The 15,119-nt window shown below is 68.8% G+C and carries 16 protein-coding genes; 6 read left to right on the top strand and 10 right to left on the bottom strand.

What is annotated here, in order from left to right:
- Window positions 1-183: 183 nt before the first annotated feature.
- Entirely contained in the window at window positions 184-843 is a 660-nt protein-coding gene (gene nucS, locus JAP66_RS17085; protein ID WP_199432755.1) for an endonuclease NucS, read from the bottom strand.
- Window positions 844-1,091: 248 nt separating this feature from the next.
- On the opposite strand from nucS, the gene ehuC reads away from it, so the two are divergent.
- Both ehuC and ehuD read left to right on the top strand, forming a co-directional pair.
- Window positions 1,092-1,811, top strand: a complete 720-nt coding sequence (gene ehuC, locus JAP66_RS17080) for an ectoine/hydroxyectoine ABC transporter permease subunit EhuC (RefSeq protein WP_199432754.1) — start codon at window positions 1,092-1,094, stop codon at window positions 1,809-1,811.
- Entirely contained in the window at window positions 1,808-2,464 is a 657-nt protein-coding gene (ehuD, locus tag JAP66_RS17075; RefSeq protein WP_199432753.1) for an ectoine/hydroxyectoine ABC transporter permease subunit EhuD, read from the top strand. Before ehuC ends, ehuD begins: the two co-directional genes overlap by 4 nt.
- A 78-nt stretch (window positions 2,465-2,542) precedes the next feature.
- Here the strand turns inward: ehuD and ehuB are convergent, their stop codons facing one another.
- Window positions 2,543-3,454, bottom strand: a complete 912-nt coding sequence (ehuB, locus tag JAP66_RS17070; RefSeq protein ID WP_307849597.1) for an ectoine/hydroxyectoine ABC transporter substrate-binding protein EhuB — start codon at window positions 3,452-3,454, stop codon at window positions 2,543-2,545.
- A gap of 138 nt (window positions 3,455-3,592) precedes the next feature.
- On the opposite strand from ehuB, the gene JAP66_RS17065 reads away from it, so the two are divergent.
- Window positions 3,593-4,123: an NUDIX domain-containing protein gene (locus JAP66_RS17065; protein ID WP_199432752.1), complete on the top strand. Its 531-nt coding sequence runs from the start codon at window positions 3,593-3,595 to the stop codon at window positions 4,121-4,123.
- On the opposite strand, the gene JAP66_RS17060 is transcribed toward JAP66_RS17065, so the two are convergent.
- The 3 genes from JAP66_RS17060 to JAP66_RS17050 all read right to left on the bottom strand — a co-directional run bounded on the left by JAP66_RS17060 (window position 4,120) and on the right by JAP66_RS17050 (window position 7,997).
- Complete coding sequence (locus JAP66_RS17060) at window positions 4,120-4,893, bottom strand: enoyl-CoA hydratase-related protein (RefSeq protein WP_199432751.1); 774 nt, start codon at window positions 4,891-4,893, stop codon at window positions 4,120-4,122. The genes JAP66_RS17065 and JAP66_RS17060 overlap by 4 nt on opposite strands.
- Window positions 4,894-5,042: 149 nt before the next feature.
- Entirely contained in the window at window positions 5,043-5,810 is a 768-nt protein-coding gene (ehuA, locus tag JAP66_RS17055) for an ectoine/hydroxyectoine ABC transporter ATP-binding protein EhuA (RefSeq protein WP_199432936.1), read from the bottom strand.
- Between the two features lie 165 nt (window positions 5,811-5,975).
- Complete coding sequence (locus tag JAP66_RS17050; RefSeq protein WP_199432750.1) at window positions 5,976-7,997, bottom strand: ethylmalonyl-CoA mutase; 2,022 nt, start codon at window positions 7,995-7,997, stop codon at window positions 5,976-5,978.
- 114 nt (window positions 7,998-8,111) lie between these two features.
- Between JAP66_RS17050 and JAP66_RS17045 the strand changes: the two genes are divergently transcribed.
- Together JAP66_RS17045 and JAP66_RS17040 are read left to right on the top strand one after the other, a co-directional pair.
- The gene (locus tag JAP66_RS17045; protein WP_199432749.1) at window positions 8,112-8,735 is read left to right on the top strand and encodes a LysE family translocator; all 624 of its coding nucleotides are present in this window, start codon (window positions 8,112-8,114) and stop codon (window positions 8,733-8,735) included.
- Between the two features lie 62 nt (window positions 8,736-8,797).
- Window positions 8,798-9,676, top strand: a complete 879-nt coding sequence (locus tag JAP66_RS17040; protein WP_199432748.1) for a trypsin-like serine protease — start codon at window positions 8,798-8,800, stop codon at window positions 9,674-9,676.
- Window positions 9,677-9,723: 47 nt separating this feature from the next.
- On the opposite strand, the gene murA is transcribed toward JAP66_RS17040, so the two are convergent.
- Window positions 9,724-10,998, bottom strand: a complete 1,275-nt coding sequence (murA, locus tag JAP66_RS17035; RefSeq protein ID WP_199432747.1) for a UDP-N-acetylglucosamine 1-carboxyvinyltransferase — start codon at window positions 10,996-10,998, stop codon at window positions 9,724-9,726.
- Window positions 10,999-11,149: 151 nt separating this feature from the next.
- On the opposite strand from murA, the gene JAP66_RS17030 reads away from it, so the two are divergent.
- Window positions 11,150-11,722, top strand: coding sequence for a cob(I)yrinic acid a,c-diamide adenosyltransferase (locus tag JAP66_RS17030; RefSeq protein ID WP_199432746.1), 573 nt, complete (start codon window positions 11,150-11,152; stop codon window positions 11,720-11,722).
- Window positions 11,723-11,734: 12 nt separating this feature from the next.
- Here JAP66_RS17030 and JAP66_RS17025 read toward each other — a convergent pair whose 3' ends face one another.
- From JAP66_RS17025 to JAP66_RS17010, 4 genes are all read right to left on the bottom strand, one after another.
- Window positions 11,735-12,169 carry a DUF2550 domain-containing protein gene (locus JAP66_RS17025; protein WP_199432745.1) on the bottom strand — a complete coding sequence of 145 codons (435 nt, stop codon included), beginning with the start codon at window positions 12,167-12,169 and terminating at the stop codon, window positions 11,735-11,737.
- Between the two features lie 25 nt (window positions 12,170-12,194).
- Window positions 12,195-12,551: a F0F1 ATP synthase subunit epsilon gene (locus tag JAP66_RS17020; protein WP_199432935.1), complete on the bottom strand. Its 357-nt coding sequence runs from the start codon at window positions 12,549-12,551 to the stop codon at window positions 12,195-12,197.
- 143 nt (window positions 12,552-12,694) lie between these two features.
- The gene (atpD, locus tag JAP66_RS17015; protein ID WP_199432744.1) at window positions 12,695-14,143 is read right to left on the bottom strand and encodes a F0F1 ATP synthase subunit beta; all 1,449 of its coding nucleotides are present in this window, start codon (window positions 14,141-14,143) and stop codon (window positions 12,695-12,697) included.
- Window positions 14,144-14,178: 35 nt separating this feature from the next.
- On the bottom strand, window positions 14,179-15,114 hold the full coding sequence (locus JAP66_RS17010; RefSeq protein WP_199432743.1) for a F0F1 ATP synthase subunit gamma: 936 nt from the start codon (window positions 15,112-15,114) through the stop codon (window positions 14,179-14,181).
- Window positions 15,115-15,119 lie beyond the last annotated feature (5 nt).

The following is a 15,119-nucleotide window of genomic DNA, read 5'->3' as shown; positions in this document are numbered from 1 at the left end:
ATCAACACCAGTCAACAACAAGCACCAGGATCAACCTGCGGGCGCACATTACCCCACGTTTTCGCGCACGTGAATCCCGCACCGGACACCGATGCATGTTGGCGACTCTCCGAGGGCACGCCCGCCTCGTGAGTGGCTACACGAGTTCTAACTCGCGTAGCCACTCACGAGGTCGTGCGGCGTTCAGAACAGGCGGAACTCGTCCGGCTCGATGCCGCGCAGCGCGTCGTAGTCCAGCGTCACGCAGCGGATGCCACGGTCCTCGGCGAGCGTGCGGGCCTGCGGCTTGATCTGCTGTGCCGCGAAGACGCCTCGCACGGGCGCGAGCAGCGGGTCGCGGTTGAGCAGCTCGAGGTAGCGGGTGAGCTGCTCGACGCCGTCGATCTCGCCCCGGCGTTTGATCTCCACGGCCACCGAGGCGCCATCGGCGTCCCTGGCCATGATGTCGACCGGGCCGATGGCAGTCGGGAACTCGCGGCGGACCAGCGAGTAGCCCTCGCCGAGCGTGCCGATGTGCTCGGCGAGCAGCTCCTGCAGGTGCGCCTCGACGCCGTCCTTGACCAGCCCCGGCTCGGCGCCCAGGTCGTGCGACACCTCGTCGATAAGGTCCTCGATCGTGATGACCAGCTTCTCGCCCGCCTTGTTCTCCACGATCCACAGGTTGCCGTCCTCGATCAGCCAGCACGGCGGGCTCATCCAGTTCAACGGCTTGTAGGCCCGGTCGTCCGAGTGCACGGACACCGACCCGTCCGCCTTGACGAGCAGGAGCCGGGTGGCCATCGGGAGGTGCGCGGTGAGCCGGCCGGCGTAGTCGACCTGGCAGCGCGCGATCACAAGTCGCACGGGCGAGAGATTAGGGCACGCGGTCCGGGCGTGCCCGCAGGGCCACGGACGTAACATCTGCTTTTCATCCGGGCGATCCGCGAAGCACGCACGATGCTAGCCCGTTAGTGTCTACCCGGATCCGAAGCCGATCACTGCCGGTCGCGACGGGAGGTGACCGGCCGACAGCCCGACGAGAGGTGGCCGAGCGTGCTCAGTCAACGCCACGGACCGCGCCGATCACAAACAGCGTGGAGAGGGTGAGCGAGATGGATGGACCCCCTGGCCTGCTCGACTGGGTGCCGAACCTCATGCGGGGCCTCGGCAACACGATGCTCGTCACCCTGTTCGGCACGCTGCTCATGCTCGTGCTGGCGGTGGTGCTGGGGCTGATGGCCCGTTCCCACCGGCTGCCCGTGCGTGGTGTCGCCCGGGTCGTCATCGAGTTCTTTCGGGGCACCTCGCTGCCGATTCAGCTGTTCTGGCTCTACTTCGCCCTGCCCATGGCCGGCTTCCGGCTGGAGCCCATCGTCGCCGGCGTGGTCGCCTTCGGCCTGAACTATGGCGCCTACGGGGCCGAGGTGGTGCGTGGCGCCATCAACGCCGTTCCGAAGCCACAGTGGGAAGCGGCGACCGCGCTGAACCTCTCGTCGCGGCAACGGATGACCCGGGTCATCTGGCCGCAGGCGATCCCGCTGATGATTCCCGCGATGAACAACCTGTTCATCCAGCTGTTCAAGAGCACACCGCTGCTGTTCGCGATCTCGATCTCCGACATCATGTTCATGGGTGAGTCGTTCCGCTTCGCCGGCGGCAACTCGACCGCGATGTACCTGCTGCTGATGGTGATCTACTTCGTCATCGCCTACGCGGTCACGTTGCTGGCCAACCTTGCCGAGGTCGCCGTGAAATCGCGGCTCGGCCAACACGAGGGCATCCGCAGTCTGTTCCGCACCCGCAAGCCTGTTCCGCAGGAGGTGGCCCCGTGAACTGGAGCTGGGAATTCGCCTTCGAGATCCTGCCCGAGCTGCTGGAGCACTTCGTCCAGTACACGCTGGTGGCCACCGTGCTTGGCACCATAGTCGGAGCCGCGCTGGGGCTGATCTTCGCGGTCATCCGCCAGCTGCGCATCCCGCTGCTGGCACAGCTCACGACGGCGTTCATCGAGTTCGTCCGCAGCACCCCGCTGCTGATCCAGCTGTTCTTCCTCTTCTACGCGTTGCCCGGCATGGGAGTCACCCTGTCCCCGATGTTCGTCGGCGTCCTGGGACTCGGCGTGCACTACGCGTGCTACATGGCGGACGTCTACCGCTCGGGCATCGACGCCGTCCCGAAGGGACAGTGGGAGGCCAGTGTCGCGTTGCACCTGCCGCCGCGGATCACGTGGCAGCGGGTGGTGCTGCCGCAGGCGATCCGGAACGTGCTCCCGGCGCTGGGCAACTACGCGATCGCGATGTTCAAGGAGACGCCGTTCCTGGCGTTCATCACGGTTCCCGAGTTGCTGCGCACCGCGCAGTCGATCGGCGGGGAGACCTTCCGGTACCTCGAACCGTTCACGATGGCCGGGCTGATCTTCCTGGCGGCGAGCTACCCGACCGCACTCCTGCTGCGCAGGATGGAGTACCGGCTCGCGGCCTACTGACAAAAGGTCGTGAGTGCCCAGCCGAGTTCTAACTCGACTGGGCACTCACGACCATGGGGGCGCGCTGACGGCGGCGCCTCAGCTCTCGGTGGCGCAGAGTTCCTCGGTGGTGGCCTTGCGGGAAGCCTCGGCGTCGAAGCCCCACTGGTTCATGATCTCCTCGAACTCCTGGGTCTCCTTGAAGGCCTTCATCTCCTGGTTGTACTTCTCGAAGAAGGTCTGGTCGCCCTTGCGGAACGCGTGACCGGAACCTGTGGTCGGGAACTGCTCGAGCGGTGGGGTCACCTCGAAGTTCGCGTTCTGCTGCTCCTTGAGCGACTCCAGGGTCAGCGTCGGCAGCAGGATCGCGTCCACCCGGCCGTCCTGCATGGCCTGCAGCGCGTCCGGCGCCTGCTGGTACGTGGGCAGCTTGCCCTCGTCCACGCCGAGCGCGAGAGCCGTCCGGCGCTCGTAACCACCGGCCAGCACGGCCACCTGCACGTCCTTGTTCATCAGGTCGTCCACCGTGCGCAGGCCCTCCGGGTTGCCCGGCGCCACCGCGAACGACTCCGTGGACACGAGGTCCGGGGTCGTGTACTGCACCTGCGCGCAGCGGTCCTTGTTCATGAACAGGCCCGCGGTGACGATGTCCCAGCGGTTCGCCTGCAGGCCGGGGATCATCGAGTCGTAGCCGGTCTGCTTGGGCTCGACGTTCTCGATGCCCATCCGCTTGAGCACGGCCTTGGCGATGTCGGGCGCGGCTCCGGTGAGGGTGCCGTCGGCCTCCAGCTTGGTGTACGGCGGCTCGTTGGCGATCGCGAGGCGGATCGGCTGGCCCGAATCGGCACGCTGCTGCAGGCCGCCACCGCCCTCACCTTCCGGCGCGCCCGTGTTCGGGTCGGTCGTCTGGCACGCCCCCAGAAGCGAGCCACCCCCGACAGCGGCAAGCCCCACTGCCGAGTAGCGCAGCATGGCTCGGCGGGAAAGGCGGTTCATCTTCAGTTCGGACACAGAACACTCCGTTCAGACGGACTCCTAGATCGTGTGACCCTACCCAATCGGACGCAGCAATGCGGCCGATCGTTACCGAATGACGATAGCGAGTACGCCGGATGTGTCTCCATGAGCGACGCGGGCAGAATCGGCGACATGGAAACGGTGAACTCGCACGAGGTGTACGCGAATGCCTGGATGACCGTGCGCGAGGACGCGATCCGCCGCGCGGACGGCTCGGACGGCATCTACGGCGTCGTGGACAAGCCGGACTACGCGCTCGTCATTCCTCTCGAGGGAAATCGCCTGCATCTCGTCGAGCAGTACCGCTATCCGCTTGGCCTGCGCCGCTGGGAGTTTCCGCAGGGCACCGCCCCCGGCCGGGCCGAGACCGCCCCGCTGGAGCTGGCGGCGCGGGAGCTGCGCGAGGAGACCGGGCTCTCCGCAGGCAGGCTGGTGGAGATCGGGCTCCTCGACGTCGCGCCGGGCCTGTCCAGCCAGCGCGGCCGGGTGTTCCTGGCGACAGACCTCACCGGCGGCGAGCCGGATCGCGAGCAGGAGGAACAGGACATGCGGACCGGCTGGTTCGACCGTTCCCGGTTCGAGAAGATGATCGCCTCGGGCGAGGTGACCGACGCTCAGTCGATCGCCGCGTACGCGCAGTTACTGCTGTGGGAAAAGGACTAGTCGGGCCATTCCGGCTTGCGTTTCTCCAGGAATGCCGCCATCCCCTCGCGCGCGCCCGGGAGCTGGGAGGCCGACGCCATCACCTCGATCGCGATCGCGTAGGCGTCCTGCTCGGTACGGTCGAGCTGTGCGTACAGGGTCTGCTTGCCGAGCGCCTTGGCCGCCCGGCTGCCGCGGGTCGCCCTGCCGAGCAGCTCCGCGACCGCGTCGTCCAGCTCCGCGTCGGGCACCACCCGGTTGACCAGGCCCCAGTCCAGTGCCGTCGCCGCGTCGATGGTGTCGCCGGTCAGCGCCATCTCCATCAGCCGTTTGCGGCCCACCGAGCGGGCCACCGGCACGGCAGGGGTGTGGCAGAACCAGCCGCCCTTGCCGCCGGGTAGCGCGAACCCCGCCGACTCGGCCGCGACCGCGAGGTCACACGAGGCGACCAGCTGGCAACCCGCCGCGGTCGCCAGGCCGTGCACGCGGGCGACGATGACCTGCGGGACCGACTGGATGGTGCGCATCAGCTCGGTGCACAGCCGCAACAACTCGCGCACGCCCGGCAGATCACGCGCGGCGACATCGCCGAAGTCGTGGCCTGCGGAGAACACCGGCCCCGCACCGGCGAGCACGATGCCGGTGGCATCGGTCTTCCCGGCCTCCGTGAAGGCCGCCAGCAGCTCCCGCAGATGCTCCTCGGACAGCGAGTTGCGCCTGCTCCCCCGGTTCATCGTGATCGTGACGGTGTCACCGTCCCGCTTGCTGAGGAGATGCTCGTACTCGGCCATGACACGACCGTAACCGAGCCGACACGGCCGCGGGAAGCTCAGCGGCAGGTCAACGGTCGTGAGTGAGGAGCCGCGTTCTAACTCGGGTGCGCACTCACGAGCGGTGACCAGGCACAACGCCGCGCCTGCACGGGATCAAGGACAGGCTCTCAGACCTCGCGGTCGATCACCGCGTGCAGGAACTCCTTGGTGCGCTCGTGGTCCGGGTCCGTGAAGATCTTGTCCGGATGGCCCTCCTCGACCACCTGGCCGTGGTCGAACATCATCACGCGATCGGACACGTCCCTGGCGAACTGCATCTCATGGGTGACGCACAGGAAGGTGATCTCGGTGGTCAGCGCGATCTGCTTGAGCACGCTCAGCACGCCGGCCACCAGCTCGGGGTCCAGTGCCGAGGTGACCTCGTCCAGCAGCAGCACGTCCGGCTCCATCGCCAGCGCCCGCGCGATCGCCACCCGCTGCTGCTGGCCGCCCGAGAGCTGCGAGGGGTGGGCGTCGACCTTGTCGGTGAGCCCGACCATGTCGAGCAGCTCCCGGCCGCGCTCCTCGGCCTCCGCCCTGGACTTGCCGAGCGTGCGAATGGGCGCCTCGGTGATGTTCTGTAGCACCTTCATGTTCGGGAACAGGTTGAACTGCTGGAACACCATGCCGATGCGCCTGCGGACCCGGCGCAGGTGGCGCTCGTCCGCCGGTACGAGCTTGCCGCCGCGCTCCATGTGGCTGAGGTACTCGCCGCCCACCTGGATGGTGCCCCCGTTGACCTTCTCCAGCGTCATGAGCAGCCGCAGGATCGTCGTCTTGCCCGAACCGCTGGGACCGATCAGCGCCACGAACTCCCCGGGGGCCACCGTGAAGTCGAGCTCCCGCAGCACGACGTTGTCGCCGAACTGCTTGACGACCCCGTCGAAACGGATCATCTCGCGGTCGGCGGTGGCAGTGGCCGCCTGCGGTTCGGTGTGCGGCTGGTGAGAATCCAAGGCAGCGCTCCAGTGTCGAAAAGTAATACGCGGCGACGGGGGCAGGATAACCCCGCGCGGCGAGGAACGGCCGCCGGACCGGCCCGCGTCGTTGCGAGAACGAGATCAAGCGGCCAGACCGCGCGCCTCCCGGATGACAGTCACGATCTCGTCCATGATCTGGGTCAGCTCGTAGTCCTTCGGCGTGAACACCCGGGTGATGCCGCGGTCGGTCAGCAGCTTCGCGTCCTCGGGCGGGATGATCCCGCCGACGATCACCGGGATGTCCCCCGCGCCCGCCGCGCGCAGGCCGTCCACCACCTCGGGAACGACCTCGAGGTGCGAACCGGACAGCACCGACAGTCCCACCACGTGCACGCCCTCCTGGACGGCCGCCGCGACGATCTGCTCCGGCGTGAGCCGGATGCCCTGGTAGACGACCTCGAAGCCGGTGTCCCTGGCCCGGACGGCGACCTGCTCGGCACCGTTGGAGTGCCCGTCGAGACCCGGCTTGCCGACGAGGATGCGCAGCCGCTCACCGAGCTCCCGCCCGGTCGCCCGCACCCGCTCCCGTACGCGGGTGATCTCGGTGGCACCGTCTTCCGAGGCCGACGCGGCGGACACGCCGGTGGGCGCGCGGTACTCACCGAAGACCTCGCGCAGCGCGCCCGCCCATTCACCGGTGGTCACCCCGGCGCGGGCGCAGGCCAGCGTGGCCTCGAACAGGTTCGCGGTGGTCCGCGCGGTCGCCCGCAGGTGCTCCAGCGCACTCGCCACGGCGTCGTCGTCCCGGCTCTCCCGCCACCTTTCGAGCGCCGCGACCGCCTCCTTCTCGACGCGCGGGTCGACGGTCTCGATCGCCTTGGCTCCCTCGGCTTGCAGGGGACTCGGCTCGGTGGTCTCGAACCTGTTGACGCCGACCAGAATCCGGTCGCCGTTCTCGACGCCGCGCCGGTACTCGGCGAGTGAGGAGACCAGCTGGGACTTCATGTAGCCGCTCTCCACGGCGGCCACCGCGCCACCCAGATCCTGCACGCGCCCGATCTCCTCGCGTGCCCCGGCACAGATCTGCTCCACCTTGGACTCGACGACCTTCGAGCCGTCGAAGAGATCCTCGTACTCCAGCAGGTCCGTCTCGTACGCGAGCACCTGCTGCATGCGCAGCGCCCACTGCTGGTCCCACGGCCGCGGCAGGCCCAGTGCCTCGTTCCACGCCGGGAGCTGGATGGCGCGTGCCCGCGCGTTGCGCGACAGCGACACGGCCAGCATCTCCAGCACGATCCGCTGGACGTTGTTCTCCGGCTGCGCCTCGGTCAGCCCGAGCGAGTTGACCTGGACGCCGTAGCGCAACCGGCGCGCCTTCTCCTCGATCACGCCGTAGCGCTCGCGGGTGATCTCGTCCCAGAGCGCGGCCAGCGCGCGCATCTTGCACATCTCCTCGACGAAACGCACGCCCGCGTTGACGAAGAAGGAGATCCGGCCGACCACTTTGGCCATCTCGGCCTGCTCGACCTGGCCGGAGTCGCGCACCGCGTCCAGCACCGCGATCGCCGTGCTCAGCGCGTAGGCGACCTCCTGCGTCGGCGTCGCTCCGGCCTCCTGCAGGTGGTAGCTGCAGATGTTGATGGGGTTCCACTTCGGGACGTGGTGCACCGTCCAGGTGATCACGTCGGTGGTCAGCCGCAGGCTCGGCCCCGGCGGGAAGATGTAGGTCCCCCGGGACAGGTACTCCTTGATGACGTCGTTCTGGGTAGTACCGGTGAGCTTGGCCAGCACCTCCCCGGCATCCCGGCCCTCGGCCAGGGCCTGTTCCTCCGCCACGGTCACGTACAGCGCGAGCAGCCACATCGCCGGGGCGTTGATGGTCATCGACGTGTTCGCCTCGGCCAGCGGGATCCCGTCGAAGAGGCGGCGCATGTCACCGATGTGCGCGATCGGCACCCCGACCTTGCCGACCTCGCCCCTGGCGAGCTTGTGGTCGGCGTCGTAGCCCGTCTGCGTCGGCAGGTCGAAGGCCACCGAGAGGCCGGTCTGCCCCTTGGCGAGGTTGCGCCGGTACAGCTCGTTAGACGCGGCGGCCGACGAATGGCCCGCGTACGTCCGCATCACCCACGGGCGATCCCGTTCACGATCCGCTGGATAGGGCACGCCAACCTCCCTGGGACGAATCCGCTGAGTGTACTTGCCGGTAACATCCCGCCGCGAACACTGTGACGGAAATCCGCGAGCCCGGCCAGGGGGCTACCGATACCGTTGGCGTACGTGACGTGGAGTTCGTACGGCAGCTATCTGGTCTTCGTCGTCATCGTGGTGCTGGCGCCCGGCCCGGACACGATGGTGACGCTCAAGAACTCGCTCGCGGGCGGCTTCCGTGGCGGGCTGCTCGCCACCTCCGGCATCGCCTTCGGCAACGTGCTCCAGGGCACCGCCGTGGCACTGGGGCTCGGCGCGCTGATCGTACGCTCGCAGCCGGTGTTCACGACGCTGCGCTGGTTGGGCGTCGCGTACCTCTGTTACCTGGGATTCCAGGCGCTGCGCTCCGCGTGGCGCGGCGACTACCGGGCAATGGAGGAGGCGAGCGGCAGGGCCACCGGGTTCCGCCGCTGGCGGGAGGGCTTCCTTTCGAACGTGACCAACCCCAAGGTGCTCGCGCTGTACCTGTCCGTGCTTCCGCAGTTCCTCGACCCGGTGCACGGCACGGCGTTCGACGCCCTGCTCCTCGCCTACACCGTCGCGGTCCTGGGCGCACTGTGGCTGCTGCTCCTGCTGCTGTTCGTGCACCGCGTGCGGGGCTGGCTCAAGCGCAGGCGCGTACGGCGCACACTCGACGCGGTGACCGGCGGTACGCTCGTCGGCTTCGGCGTCGCCCTCGCCGCGGAGTCCTGACCGGCGCGCAACCCGTCGATCGTCGGATGACTTCACGCCCCTCTCCGGGTTGAATCCGCGGAATGAAACCTCAACTCCGCCGCGCGGCGCTGCTCACCGCCGCGGCCACCGCGACGCTGCTGGCCGCCACCACCGGCGCTTCGGCCATCAGCTCCTACAACTCCGAGCCTGCGCCCGAACGCACCGAGGTCGGGGCACTCGTGGCGCAGTGGGACAACGACGCGGACCCGGCCACGCCCGACCGCATCGACTGGGTCTGCTCCGGCACGATGGTCGACCCCGGCACGTTCCTGACCGCCGCGCACTGCACCACGGGGTGGCCCGCGGGCGTGCGCTTCTACGTGTCCCTCGCACAGGACGTGCAGGGCGGCCTCGATGACGCGGGCGAGCGGTTCCCCGGCGACCCGGCGGCGATCGGGCAGGCGGTCGGGGTCGAGGGCACCGCGCACAGCGCGCCCGGCTACCCGGGCAACTCGGCTGACTCGCACGACATCGCCGTGGTCGAGGTGCCCGCGGACGAGATGGCGCAGCGCTGGTCGTTCACGCCTGCCACGCTGCCGTCCGCGGGGGCGCTCGACGAGCTCGGCCCGCGCGGGCTGAACGGCACCGACTTCGTGGTCGCCGGCTACGGCACCCAGGAGGCGCAGCGCGGCCCGGGCGGGCACACGCACCCGGGTGGCGGGGTCCGGATGAAGGCACCCGTCACCTTCAACGCGCTGAACAAGACGTGGGTCCGGCTGGCGATGACCGAGCCGCAGGGCAACGGCGGCGCCTGCTACGGCGACTCGGGCGGGCCGAACTTCGCGGTCCTCGACGGACAGCTGGTGCTCGTCTCGACCACGATCACCGGCGACGCGCCGTGCTACGCGACGAACGTCACCTACCGGCTCGACGCACCCACTGCCCGCGCGTTCCTGGGCCAGTACGTCGACCTCCCCTGACCCGCGCCCTCGTGAGTGCGCACGCGAGTTCTAACTCGCGTGCGCACTCACGAGCGGTCGGGCTGGGTGGCGACGCGGTCGATGCGGGCACCGAGGCGGTTCAGGTTCTCCACGAAGTGCGGATAGCCGCGGTCGATGTGGAAGACGTCCCACACCTCGGTGACCCCGTCGGCACAGAGCCCGGCGAGCACGAGCCCGGCACCCGCGCGGATGTCGGAGGCCCACACCGGCGCGCTGGAGAGCCGGTCGATTCCCCGGACGACCGCGTGGTGGCCGTCGGTACGCGCGTCCGCGCCGAGCCGGATCATCTCCTCGATGAACCGGAAGCGCGCCTCGTAGACGTTCTCGGTGATCATCGACGTGCCCTCGGAGACGGAGGACAGGGCGACCGCGAACGGCTGGAGATCGGTGGCGAACCCCGGGTAGGGCAGCGTCACGAAGTCCACCGAGCGCGGCCGGTCGGCCTGCACGATGCGGAAGCCCTTGTCGTCGTACGCCGTGACCTCCGCCCCGGCGAGCCGGAGCTTCTCCAGCACCAGGTCGAGGTGATGCGGGTTCACGCCGGTGACCGTCAGGTCACCGCGCGTCATCACCGCCGCGAAGGCCCACGTCGCGCCGACGATCCGGTCGCCGATCACCCGGTGCTCGGTCGGGTGCAGTGCCTCCACACCGTGCACGGTGAGGGTCGAGGTGCCCCCGCCCTCGATCTTGGCGCCCATCTCGGTGAGCATCGTGCAGACGTCGACGATCTCCGGCTCACGCGCCGCGTTGTCGATCACCGTGGTGCCCTCGGCCAGCACCGATGCCATCAGGATGTTCTCGGTCGCACCGACGCTGGGGAAGTCCAGCCAGATCTGCGCACCGTGCAGGCCGTCGGACTCGGCGACGACACAGCCGTGCTCGATCGCGCTCGTCGCGCCCAGCTTGCGGAGACCGTTCTGGTGCATGTCGAGCGGCCGCGAGCCGATCGCGTCGCCGCCCGGCAGCGCCACGACGGCCTTCTTCAGCCTGCCGACCAGCGGGCCGAGTACACAGACCGAGGCGCGCAGCTTGCCCATCGCGGAGGAGTCCGCGCGATGCGACAGCTCGGCCGGCGTCGTGATGTAGGTGGTGTCCCCGTCGAGCACCACCTCACAGCCGACACTGCGCAGGACGTCGGCCATCAGCGGCACGTCCAGGATCTGCGGGCAGTTGGTGATGGTGGTGGTGCCCTCCGCGAGCAGTGCGGCGGCCATCAACTTCAGCACGCTGTTCTTCGCACCGACGACCTCGACCTCGCCGACCAAACGTGCGCCGCCATGGACGTCGAAGTGCTCGCTCATGGTCGCCCATCATGCCCGTCGCACTCGGCGCCGCTGCGGTGGGGCACAACAGAACTGAGCGCGGCCACAATCCGGCAGAAGTGTGAAACACCGGGGCCCGCCGCACCGATAGTCCCTTATGGGCTCCGGAACTCCGCCGTAGACTTCGGACATGCCCGTACGGATCAACCGCGTGTACACCAAGGTCGGCGACAACGGAACGACCGCGCTGGGCGACGGCGCCCGGGTCCCGAAGACCGATCCCCGCCTCGGCGCCTACGCCGACGTCGACGAGACGAACTCGGTGGTCGGCGTCGCGATCGCGCTCGGCGGGCTGCCGGACGAGATCGCCGACGTGCTGCGCTCGGTCCAGAACGACCTTTTCGACGTCGGAGCGGACCTGTGCACCCCGGTGGTGGACAACCCGGAGTTCCCCCCGCTGCGCGTCACCGAACCGTACGTGGAGCGGCTGGAGGGCTGGTGTGACGAGTTCAACGAGCGGCTCGGCAAGCTGACCTCGTTCATCCTGCCGGGCGGCACGGCAGGGGCCGCACTGCTGCACCAGGCGCGGACCGTCTCCCGCCGCGCGGAGCGCTCCGGGTGGGCGCTACTGGAGGCGGACGGCGAGCGCACCAACATCCTCGCCGTGAAGTACCTGAACCGGCTCTCCGACCTGCTGTTCATCCTCGCCCGGCTGGCCAACCCGGATGGCGACGTGCTCTGGAGGCCGGGTGGCGACCGCTAGCGTTGTGACCGGTCAGCTCGCCCTGGGGACCCTGCGGCCGGGCGGGGCCGACTCCAGCCAGGAGAGGAAGCCGGTCAGCGCGCCGGGGCCCATCGCGATCTCGATGGCCTCCTGGGCGATCGACTCGCAGCGCAGCACGGTCGAGCCCGCGGGAACGGCGTAGGACTCGGTGCCGATCGGATCCCGCCGGTCGGTGATCTCCAGTTCCTCGCGGTGGAAGACCCGGTCCGGGCCGGTGCGCAGGCTCCAGACCCGGTACCAGACGAACTCCTCGCCGTGGTAGCGGCCGATCCCCAGGTGCCAGCCCGAGCGGTCCCGGTCCGGCTGCCAGCGCAGCGCGACGCTCACGCCACCGAGCCGGCGCATCCGCACCCAGCGCAGCGAGTACCAGGCGGCGACGACGAGCAGAACTAGCAGGACGGCTAGGAGCACCAGTGCGATGTCCATGGCCGGCCCCCGCTCGTCGTCCGGCTCAGACCGAGTGACCGGCCGCGCGGAGCCTCGCGCTCGCTCTCGTGCGCTCGGCCTCGTCCTCGCCGGACAGCGCGCGCCTTGCCGCGTCGATGTCGATCTCCTCGCCGAGGTCGGCCGACTCGGCGAGCACACTCACCTTGTCGCCCGTGATCGAGAGGAAGCCACCGTGTACCGCGGCCGTGACCGTGTCACCGTCGGTGGTGGTCACCTTCACGATGCCACCCTCGGCCAACTGGCCGAGCACCGGCTCGTGGCCGGGAAGCACACCGATCTCGCCCTCGGTGGTCTGCGCGACCACGAACGTGGCCTGACCGGACCACAGGCGGCGCTCGACGGCGACAAGCTCGACCGACATCGCCGAATTCTCAGCCACGTAGCTCTCCTTCCGCCTCGGGCGCTGCCATCAAGTGTAATGGCTGCGCCGAGACGACTCAGCACGACCGAGCGAACGGCGGGGCCGCATCCACAGTGGACACAGACCCCGCCGGTCGCCGGCCGTCACTTGCCGGTGATTTCCTTGTACTTCTTCTCGAGGTCCTCGAGCCCGCCGATGCCCAGGAACGCCTGCTCCGGGTAGCTGTCGAAGTCGCCCTTGGCGATCTTGTCGAAAGCCTCGATGGTCTCGGCAAGGGGCACCGTCGAACCCGGCTGGCCGGTGAACACCTCGGCGACCAGCATGTTCTGCGAGAGGAACCGCTCGATGCGCCGCGCCCGGTTGACCGTGAGCTTGTCCTCCTCGGAAAGCTCGTCCATGCCGAGAATCGCGATGATGTCCTGCAGCTCCTTGTACTTCTGCAGGATCCGGATGACCTCGGAAGCGACCCGGTAGTGCTCGTCACCCACGATGGCCGGGTCGAGGATCGTCGAGGAGGAGGCCAGCGGGTCCACGGCCGGGAAGATGCCCTTCTGGAACACCGACCGGGAAAGCTCGGTGGTGGCGTCCAGGTGCGCGAACGTGGTGGCAGGCGCCGGGTCTGTGTAGTCGTCCGCGGGCACGTAGATCGCCTGCATCGAGGTGATCGACCGGCCCCGGGTCGAGGTGATCCGCTCCTGCAGGGTGCCCATCTCGTCGGCCAGCGTCGGCTGGTAACCCACGGCCGAGGGCATGCGGCCCAGCAGGGTCGATACCTCCTGGCCCGCCTGGGTGAACCGGAAAATGTTGTCGATGAACAGCAGCACGTCCTGGTTCTGCACATCGCGGAAGTACTCCGCCATGGTCAGCGCGGACAGCGCGACACGCAGCCGGGTGCCGGGCGGCTCGTCCATCTGGCCGAACACGAGCGCGGTGTCGTTGATGACACCGTCCTCGCTCATCTCCAGGAACAGGTCGGTGCCCTCACGGGTGCGCTCGCCCACACCGGCGAACACCGACGTACCGCCGAAGTTACGGGCGACACGGGTGATCATCTCCTTGATGAGCACCGTCTTGCCCACACCGGCACCACCGAACAGGCCGATCTTGCCACCCTGCACGTACGGGGTGAGCAGGTCGATGACCTTCAGCCCCGTCTCCAGCATCTCGGTCCTGCCCTCGAGCTGGTCGAACGCTGGCGGCTTGCGGTGGATGCCCCACCGCTCCAGATCCGTGCCGTAGCCGGGCTCGTTGAGGCAGTCGCCGAGGGCGTTCCACACGTGGCCCTTGACCTTGTCGCCGACCGGCACCGAGATCGGGCCGCCGGTGTCGGTCACCTCGGTACCACGGACGAGACCGTCCTGCGGCTGCAGCGAGATCGTGCGGACCAGGTTGTCCCCGAGGTGCTGGGCGACCTCGAGGGTCACCGTCTTGCGCAACTGCTCGAACTCGATCTCGGTCCTGAGCGCGTTGTAGAGCTCGGGCACCGCGCCGCGCGGGAACTCGACGTCGACCACCGGACCGGTCACGGAGACGATGCGGCCCTTGGTGGCGGTTGCTGTGTCCTGGGTAGCCGTTTCCTGGCTGACAGTCATTGCTTACTCATCTCCTGTGTCATTACCGCGCACCATCACCCATCGCTCCCGGCCCCTGAGAGCGCATCGGCGCCGCCGACGATCTCGCTGATCTCCTGGGTGATCTGGGCCTGGCGGGCCTGGTTCGCCATCCGGGTGTAGGTGTCCACCAGCTCGCTGGCGTTGTCCGACGCCGACTTCATCGCGGTCCGGCGCGCGGCCAGCTCCGACGCGGCCGATTCCAGCAGCGCCGCGAAGATCCTCGTGTTGATGTACTTCGGCAGCAGGGCGCGGAGCAGGGTCTCGGCGCTCGGCTCGAAGTCGTACGCAGGCAGGATCGTCTCGGGCGTCTCCTCGGAGTACTCGACCTCGAGCGGCGCGACCCGGCGGGCCGTCGGCGTCTGGCTCAGCATGGACTTGAACTCGGTGTAGACGACGTGCAGCTCGTCGACCCCGAGAACCCCGTCCGGGCCCGGCCGGTCGCCCTCGTCGTCGGCGCCGGCCAGGAACGCCTCCACCAGCGCCTCGCCCGCCGCCGCGCCGTTCTCGTAGTGCGGCTGGTCGGAGAAGCCGGTCCAGCTGGCCGCGATCTCCCGGCCACGGAACCGGAAGTAGTTCACGCCCTTGCCGCCGATGACGTAGATCACCGGCTCCTTGCCCTGCTCACGCAGCAGCGCGAGCAGCTCCTCCGTGGCCCGCAGCACGTTGGCGTTGTAGCCACCGCACAGACCCTTGTCACTGGTCACAACCAGGACGGCGGCCCGTCGCGGGTTCTCCCGCTCGGTGAGCAGCGGGTCGTCCAGGTTGGACGCCGCCCCGGCCAGCGCGGAGAGCACGTCGGTGATCTCGTCGGCATAGGGCCGGGACGCCTGCACCCGGGCCTGCGCCCGGCTGATGCGCGACGTGGCGATGAGCTCCATCGCCTTGGTGATCTTTCCGATCGACTTCGTCGCCCGGATCTTCTGCCGTAGTTCGCGGAGTTGCGCGGCCATCTACT

Origin of the sequence: Qaidamihabitans albus, from assembly GCF_016464705.1 — a bacterium.
Classification (GTDB): domain Bacteria; phylum Actinomycetota; class Actinomycetes; order Mycobacteriales; family Pseudonocardiaceae; genus Qaidamihabitans; species Qaidamihabitans albus.
This window is presented reverse-complemented; position numbering and strand designations above follow the sequence as displayed.

Excerpts from the sequence above, each read along its gene's own strand:
- ehuC (WP_199432754.1), top strand. The coding sequence starts at position 1,092 with ATGGATGGACCCCCTGGCCTGCTCGACTGGGTGCCGAACCTCATGCGG.
- JAP66_RS17065 (WP_199432752.1), top strand. The coding sequence starts at position 3,593 with ATGGAAACGGTGAACTCGCACGAGGTGTACGCGAATGCCTGGATGACC.
- JAP66_RS17060 (WP_199432751.1), bottom strand. The coding sequence starts at position 4,893 with ATGGCCGAGTACGAGCATCTCCTCAGCAAGCGGGACGGTGACACCGTC.
- ehuA (WP_199432936.1), bottom strand. The coding sequence starts at position 5,810 with ATGATCCGTTTCGACGGGGTCGTCAAGCAGTTCGGCGACAACGTCGTG.
- JAP66_RS17040 (WP_199432748.1), top strand. The coding sequence starts at position 8,798 with ATGAAACCTCAACTCCGCCGCGCGGCGCTGCTCACCGCCGCGGCCACC.
- murA (WP_199432747.1), bottom strand. The coding sequence starts at position 10,998 with ATGAGCGAGCACTTCGACGTCCATGGCGGCGCACGTTTGGTCGGCGAG.
- JAP66_RS17030 (WP_199432746.1), top strand. The coding sequence starts at position 11,150 with ATGCCCGTACGGATCAACCGCGTGTACACCAAGGTCGGCGACAACGGA.
- JAP66_RS17025 (WP_199432745.1), bottom strand. The coding sequence starts at position 12,169 with ATGGACATCGCACTGGTGCTCCTAGCCGTCCTGCTAGTTCTGCTCGTC.
- JAP66_RS17020 (WP_199432935.1), bottom strand. The coding sequence starts at position 12,551 with ATGTCGGTCGAGCTTGTCGCCGTCGAGCGCCGCCTGTGGTCCGGTCAG.
- atpD (WP_199432744.1), bottom strand. The coding sequence starts at position 14,143 with ATGACTGTCAGCCAGGAAACGGCTACCCAGGACACAGCAACCGCCACC.
- JAP66_RS17010 (WP_199432743.1), bottom strand. The coding sequence starts at position 15,114 with ATGGCCGCGCAACTCCGCGAACTACGGCAGAAGATCCGGGCGACGAAG.